The sequence below is a fragment of the Limnoraphis robusta CS-951 genome (genome assembly GCF_000972705.2).
In genome coordinates this window covers 1-7208 of sequence record NZ_LATL02000240.1, presented here as the reverse complement: position 1 = coordinate 7208, position 7208 = coordinate 1, and the positions used below count along the sequence as shown (strand labels likewise).

Here is a 7208-nt window from a genome sequence, read left to right as displayed (position 1 = left end):
AAATTATCGAGAAAAATAGAAAAGCTCAAAAAAATTATGGGGGTGTTGGGTTGCACTTTCGCTTAACCCAACCTACTTTTTTTAGATAAACTTAAGAATTAAATGCGATCGCCGTCTGCAAAAATACAGTTGGGTTACAAGTTATGATAGAACTTTACAATTGAACTGCTACAGGAAATCCTAAATATGGCTGAAAATGAAACCCGCAACGAAGCAGAAGTCCGCTCTCGAAAAGTAGACGAGTTGCGATCGCTGGGAATAGACCCCTACCCCAGTCAGTCTTTTGCGCGATCGCACACCACCCAAGCGATCAAAGATCTATTCTCCCAACCGGGAAACGAACTCGCAGACGGCGTTGCAGACCCCCAAGCCGTCCCCCTGAAAGTCTGTGGACGTATCACCTTCAAGCGCGATAGTGGGAGTATTGGCTTTATTGGCTTAACCGATGCGTCGGGAACCATTCAACTGAAAATCGAGAAAAAACTCGTTACAGGCGAAGCAGGTGGACTCTCCTTTAATCAAATTAAAAAGTTATTAGATACCGGAGATTTTATCAGCGCTGAAGGAATTGGCTGTCGCACAAACCGAGGCGAACTTTCCGTACAAGTTGAACGGTTAGATGTCCTTTCAAAAGCCACTATTCCCTTTCCAGACTCCTATTATGGCGTTAACGATCCTGAAATTTGTCGGCGTCATCGAGAGTTAGGATTAGTCAGTAATCCCGAATCTTTTGCCACCTTTAAACTTCGCAGTCGCATTATTAGAAGTATGCGAACCTATCTGTGGAATGCGGATTTTGATGAAATCGAAACTCCCGTTTTACAAGCGATTTATGGGGGGGCTGCGGCGCGTCCGTTTAGCACTCATCACAACGCTTTAGATATTAATTTGTATCTGCGAATTGCCACAGAATTGTTTTTAAAACGGGCAGTTTGTGGCGGCTTTGAACGAGTGTTTGAAATTGGGCGCGTGTTTAGAAATGAAGGGATTGATAGCACTCATAACCCTGAATTTACCTCAATTGAAGCCTATCAAGCCTATGCGGATTATTTTGACTTGATGACGTTAGTTGAAGACTTAATTTGTGGAGTCGTTCAAGATGTGTTAGGGGATGTGACTGAAGTTGACTATCTCGAGGATAAACTCAGTCTAGAACGCAAATATGACTACACCGATATTTATCCCAGTTTCACAGGGAAGCATTGGAAAGTGCAAACAATGGTGGAAGCCGTGCGGGAAAAAACAGGCTTAGATTTCGAGACGTTAACGTTAGAAGAAGCCATTAAAGCCGCCGAGAAAATCGACTTAAAACTCTCCAAATTACACACGCAAAGTTTAGGCTATTTGTTGTATGCGGTGTTCGATCAAAAGGTAGAATCAACCTTGATGGAACCGACATTTGTGATTGATTTTCCCGTTGAAGTCAGTCCTTTAGCCAAGCGTCATCGTTCTAAACCGGGTTTTGTTGAACGGTTTGAATTATTTATTCATGGTACCGAATATTCTAACGGGTTTTCTGAGTTAAATGATCCCGTTGATCAACGCAAACGCTTTGAAGAACAACTCGCCCAAAAAAGTGCAGGGGATGAAGAAGCACACCCGATGGATGAAGATTTTATCCAGGCGTTATCATTAGGAATGCCAACCTGTGGCGGAATGGGAATTGGGGTAGATCGACTGATCATGTTATTAACCAATACTCAAAGTATTCGGGATGTGATTATGTTCCCAACCATGCGTTCCGTGTTGAAGGATTCTTAATCAAATATAAAGTACCTGGTTTCTGCGAGAAACCGGGTATTTGAAAAAGTTTCTTTGAAATATTGGCTATTTGAATCAGGAAAGATTATCTAAAGTTATAGCAGTGCGCGCAGGTCTATTTACATAAGCACAGAAACGAAGAATGGTGAAAAGCCTGATTAGACTTTCGCAAATTCCTCCCTTTTGCCTTTTGCCTTTTGCCTCTTGCCTAGCGCTTCGCGCTATAGATTTTTATCGAACATTTACAGAGATTTCGCGAAAGCTTTACAAAATCCTCTGTATTTTCACGGAGGTCAATGCTAAATTATCTAACATAAAGATTTTTTGATTAAACCAGAGTGTCATCTATGTCTTGCATCTACTCATCTCACCTTGCCTTCAGCACTTCTTTGTTAGGCTTATTAACATTAGGAACCCTGGGAACGGTTCCGGTTCAAGCTGCTAGCTTGGATTCTCGTTTTGATCAAATCTTTGTTTTTAGTGATAGTCTTTCTGATCCGGGTAATCTTTTTTATATGACCGGAGGACAAGTTCCCGAAAATCCTTTATCCTTTGAAGGACGCTTTTCTAACGGGCCTGTTTGGACAGAATATTTTACCCCAAAATTGGGCTTAAATCCTACTCCTTTTACCAGTCCGGTTCAGTCTTCTGATGGAACAAATTATTCCTTTGGAGGGGCGACATCGGGCGATAACAATACGATTAATATTCTCCGACCCGATATTCCGATGGAGTTGCCGGGATTAACTCAACAACTCAATTATTTTATTCAACCTTTATTAGCAACAAATCAATCCGCAAATCCTGATGCGCTTTATGTCGTTTGGGCGGGAGCGAATGACTATGGATTTGGTGGGGTTACTGATCCGACAATACCGGTTACAAATATCTCGAATGCGGTTCAGTCGCTTTATGGGGTTGGCGCTCGGAACTTTTTGCTCTTAAATTTACCGGGTTTAGGGAATACTCCCTTCGGTTTAAATCTAGGCTTACAAGAACCTTTAAATCAATTAACTGCGGCTCATAATTTCTACTTAAGTTCAGCCGTCAACGGGTTAAATCAGTCGTTAACAGGTGCTAATATTGGTTTAGTTGATGTTAACGCTACATTTAACCAAATTCTGCAAAATCCCAGTGAATTTGGATTTACCAATGTTACAGATAGTTGGTCAAATGCCGTCAAATTTTGTCAAGAAAACGGCTGCGAACAGCCCAATCCTGATGAGTATTTCTTTTGGGATCAAGTTCACCCGACAACAGCAACTCACCAAATTATTGCAGACATTGCTTACTCAACGGTACAGTCTCAGTTTCCCAGAGTTCCTGAACCCACCTCGGTACTCGCTTTGAGTGTATTGGGTTTAGGATTTTTGTTCAATCAAGTTTCATCTAATCGCCGCAAAAATTGAAGCGTGACTGGCGAATCTTGTGAGAATTTTAAAAAATCAATAGAATCTTGGCTTGAATTTAAAGGTGCGTTAACCTAACGCACCTCGGAAAATTTCAAGTAGCCAGCAAACACAAGGAGAGAGCGAATCGAGGTTTTATTACAAGAGCGAGGGTTATTCATACTAGAGGAAAATGCGTGAGAAGCGAAACTTTATCAGCCGATCAAACCGTTGTTTAGCAACATTCTCCCTTTAAAATCGAAAAGATGGAACATTTAATTTCAACCCCGATAAGGGCGACAACACGACCTGAATAATGCTATTGAATTCAATCGGCTTTTCTTGCTGATAGCAGTCAAATTGAAAAAGCGTAACGGCTCAGGTTATACCAATCAGACCAGGAACTTAATCAAATCAATAGATTTGCATCAAGTCATTTGAGAAGCAGGGATTAGACGATTTGAGGGTGTGATTTTCAAGCGCCCCATCTCAGTTATTGGGGAGGTGTATCTTCTTCCACCTCGCTACTTTCCTCTGAATTAGGCAAGGGAATGATATCATCAATTTGGCGTATCAATTCCACTAGAGCATTTGCTAATCGGGCGGCGACGACCGTTCCTTCAAACTCAAACTCTGGCTCTTTAAGGGCTTGGACTAGCATTCGTTTTCCTGTTTCTGTCATGGAGACCATAGGGACTTGATTTTCCTTTTCTATGCGAATCGCTCCGGCTGTTTTTAGTTCATCATAGAGTCCTTGATAGATGCCAACTTTTTTCCCTTGGCGTTTTTGCTTTACCTTACTGGTGAGTTCGCTTTTTTTAACCTTGGCTTGAATTCCTCCAAGCGCCCACAATGTTAAAAGCAAGCGTGTTCTCGCCTTGGCATCTGCTTCACCTGTTACCGAATTTGCTGTCTCGTTATAAGTCATTGTTGACATATCAATCACTTCGGAACACGAAAATACCATCAGATTGTACACCAAGATATCAACAGTCAAGTTGCCGGATTGGGGGTGGCTTTGGAGACTAGGGTTAAAGGGATTCTGAGTAAGACTGTAGGTGATTAATCCTTAAACCCTGTCAGGATTAAGCTGAATGAATGGCACACTAGAAAGGATATAGTCTGTATCTGACCAACACCGCGATCATGCCACTGCCGAACAAGGAACCCAAATTAATCGAACTTGAACAGCGTTTGAGTGAGGTTAACGATATTGAATCGGTGGTTTCCCTACTCAATTGGGATCAAGCCACCTATATGCCTGCCGGGGGTGCTGCCGCTAGAGGGCGTCAAATCGCAACCCTCAAACAGATTGCCCATGAAAAATTGACAAATCCGGCACTCGGTCAACTCTTGGAAGATTTGCGTCCCTACGAAGCAAATCTTTCTTACGATTCCCTGGCCGCAAGTTTGATTCGGATTGCTCGTCGAGATTATCAACGGGCGATTCGAGTCCCAAGCGAATTTATGGCAAGGTTATCCCGTCATCAAGCCGCCGCTTATGAAGCCTGGTCAGAAGCTCGACCTGCCAATGATTTTGCCAAAGTACAACCCTATCTAGAGAAAACCTTAGATCTCTCTCAAGAATTGGCAAGTTTTTTTACAAATTGGCAACATATTGCTGACCCATTAATCGAGGCTAATGACGATGGCATGAATGTCGCGATTATCCAACCGATTTTTCATCAGTTGCGACAACAGTTACTTCCCCTGGTTGAAGCGATCGCCGCCGCCCCCGCTATCGATAATTCTTGCCTTCATCAATTCTTTGCCGAACAAGAGCAACTCAGCTTTATCAAAGGGGTAATTTTTCGTCTGGGTTATGACTTTAACCGAGGACGCCAAGATCAAACCTTACATCCCTTTACCTCAAAATTTTCGATAGGGGACGTGCGAATTACGACCCGAATTTACGAACATCATCTTGAGCAAGCCTTATTTAGCACTATCCATGAAACGGGTCATGCTTTGTATGAACAAGGAATTGCACCGGAGTTAGAAGGAACCCCTCTAGCGACGGGAACAGCTTTCAGTGTCCATGAGAGTCAATCGCGGTTATGGGAAAATTTAGTTGGTCGCAGTCGCGGGTTTTGGGAGTGGTTTTATCCACAGTTACAAGGGACGTTTATCCGTCAGTTAGGACAAACGTCAATCCAGCAATTTTATCGCGCGATCAACAAAGTACAACCGTCTTTAATTCGCACCGATGCGGATGAAGTCACCTACAACCTACACGTGATGATTCGCTTCGATTTGGAATTAGCGATGTTAGAAGGAACTCTAGCGGTGCAGGACCTCCCGCAAGCCTGGAATGAACGATATCAAAAAGATTTGGGTATTATTCCCCCAAATGACACCAACGGGGTCTTACAAGATGTTCACTGGTATGTTGGGTTAATTGGGGGAATGTTTCACGGGTATACATTGGGGAACTTAATCAGCGCTCAATTCTATGAGGCTGCAATTGTCTATGATCCCGAAATTCCTGTAGAAATCGAACGGGGAAACTTTCAGCGCTTGCAGGACTGGCTGAAACTTAACATTTATCAGCATGGCCGCAAGTACACAGCCCAGGAACTCCTCGAACGGGTTACAGGCAATGGATTAAGTATTGATCCATTTATGAATTACATTCGGAACAAATACGGATATCTTTACAATCTCAAGTTCTAGATTTTAACGTTTTGTAATTGATTATCCTTTCCGGTACACCCCTCAAAGATTTTGCAATTAGACTTAAATAGATCTTCTATCTTTTACCGGATTTGACCGTAGGAGCGAGATGATAAAATTCAAGTAAGTGTATCCGCTATGTTCATCAACTACCAATAAAGTTCAGGATAACCTCTCATGTTTATCAGAAATGCTATCCTAGCCAGCTCACTGATTGTCGCTGTTTTGGGATTTAATTCAACTGCACGGGCGACCTCTGGCACAAACCCCGACCTACCAACGAAAGACTACAGTTTCAGCGAAGAACAGCAAATTCCGATCAGACGCTCTCCCGAGTTGACTCCCGAGAAACCCAGCCAAGATCGTCTGTTTTCTCAGCCTTTTTATGAAGCTTCCCCTCAACCGCTCCGACGCTATACTCTAGAACCAGGAACTCAAGGTTCACAAGTCACAGGCTTGCAACAGCGTCTACAACTGCATGGTTTTGATCCGGGTCGGATCGATAGTGTCTTCGGTTCCCGTACCGAACAGGCCGTCAGAGCCTTTCAACAAGCCCGAGGACTGGAAGTTAATGGTATTGTCGATCGCGGTACCTGGCAACTCCTAGAAGCTGATCCCCAACCCGTCGCGGTTGCAGAAGTCTTAACCAAGGGAACGAAGGGATCTAAAGTTCTCACCCTGCAAACCCGCTTGCAAGTCAAAGGTTATGATCCAGGCCCGGTAGATGGCGTGTTTGGGAGTCGCACCCAAGCGGCTGTGATCGCCTATCAACAGGCAAAAGGCTTAGAAAAAAGCGGGGTTGTCGATCAAGAAACCTGGACGGCTTTGAGTCAGGAGTGGCGTTAGTCTGTTGACGACATCTCAAAAAGCACCGTTCAAATTATTTTGAGTCAGCGTGATCTCTAACAGCCGAAATTCTGGGTTTATAGTGCTTCGCACTGGTATATTTACAAACGCACCGAATGAAGAAAAGTCAAAAGCCTCACTATACCAAGCTTTTTTCCGCATGAGTGCCTCTTGCATGATTGCCTGTTGCCTTGCGCGAAGCGCTATAACTTGCCTTTTGGCAAACCAGCTCAATTAACCTTGTTTACCAAAAATTGCCGCACACGCCCCTACCTTTTAGGTATGGGGATATAAGGCTCTTTCAAATGCTATAATAACTCTACTGGCAGGGTATTCAACCAGTTGAAAAACCCAGCATCTAATCGATGCAATGAACCTTGAAAACTTAAGGTATGGGGTTCTTGCAAGAAATGCTTTGGCCATATAAAACCTTAAAGCACCAAGTACAGAGAATCAAGCATTTTTTTCTCAAGTACGGTAGGGCATACCGAAACTATCTCTGAAATGGGATGAACGACTGGGGAGACGAACCCCTCAAAG

The 7208-nt window shown here is 43.4% G+C and carries 5 protein-coding genes; 4 read left to right on the top strand and 1 reads right to left on the bottom strand.

The window, feature by feature from the left end:
* Positions 1 to 186 precede the first annotated feature (186 nt).
* The gene (lysS, locus tag WN50_RS20505) at positions 187 to 1761 is read left to right on the top strand and encodes a lysine--tRNA ligase (RefSeq protein ID WP_046281510.1); all 1575 of its coding nucleotides are present in this window, start codon (positions 187 to 189) and stop codon (positions 1759 to 1761) included.
* Positions 1762 to 2108: 347 nt separating this feature from the next.
* A complete protein-coding gene (locus tag WN50_RS20500) occupies positions 2109 to 3170 on the top strand; it encodes an SGNH/GDSL hydrolase family protein (RefSeq protein ID WP_049560532.1) in 1062 nt (353 codons plus the stop codon).
* 472 nt (positions 3171 to 3642) lie between these two features.
* On the opposite strand, the gene WN50_RS20495 is transcribed toward WN50_RS20500, so the two are convergent.
* A complete protein-coding gene (locus WN50_RS20495) occupies positions 3643 to 4086 on the bottom strand; it encodes a hypothetical protein (protein ID WP_235441041.1) in 444 nt (147 codons plus the stop codon).
* Between the two features lie 209 nt (positions 4087 to 4295).
* Between WN50_RS20495 and WN50_RS20490 the strand changes: the two genes are divergently transcribed.
* Both WN50_RS20490 and WN50_RS20485 read left to right on the top strand, forming a co-directional pair.
* Entirely contained in the window at positions 4296 to 5822 is a 1527-nt protein-coding gene (locus tag WN50_RS20490; RefSeq protein WP_046281509.1) for a carboxypeptidase M32, read from the top strand.
* Between the two features lie 177 nt (positions 5823 to 5999).
* Complete coding sequence (locus WN50_RS20485; RefSeq protein ID WP_049560529.1) at positions 6000 to 6668, top strand: peptidoglycan-binding domain-containing protein; 669 nt, start codon at positions 6000 to 6002, stop codon at positions 6666 to 6668.
* The last annotated feature ends 540 nt before the right edge of the window (positions 6669 to 7208 follow it).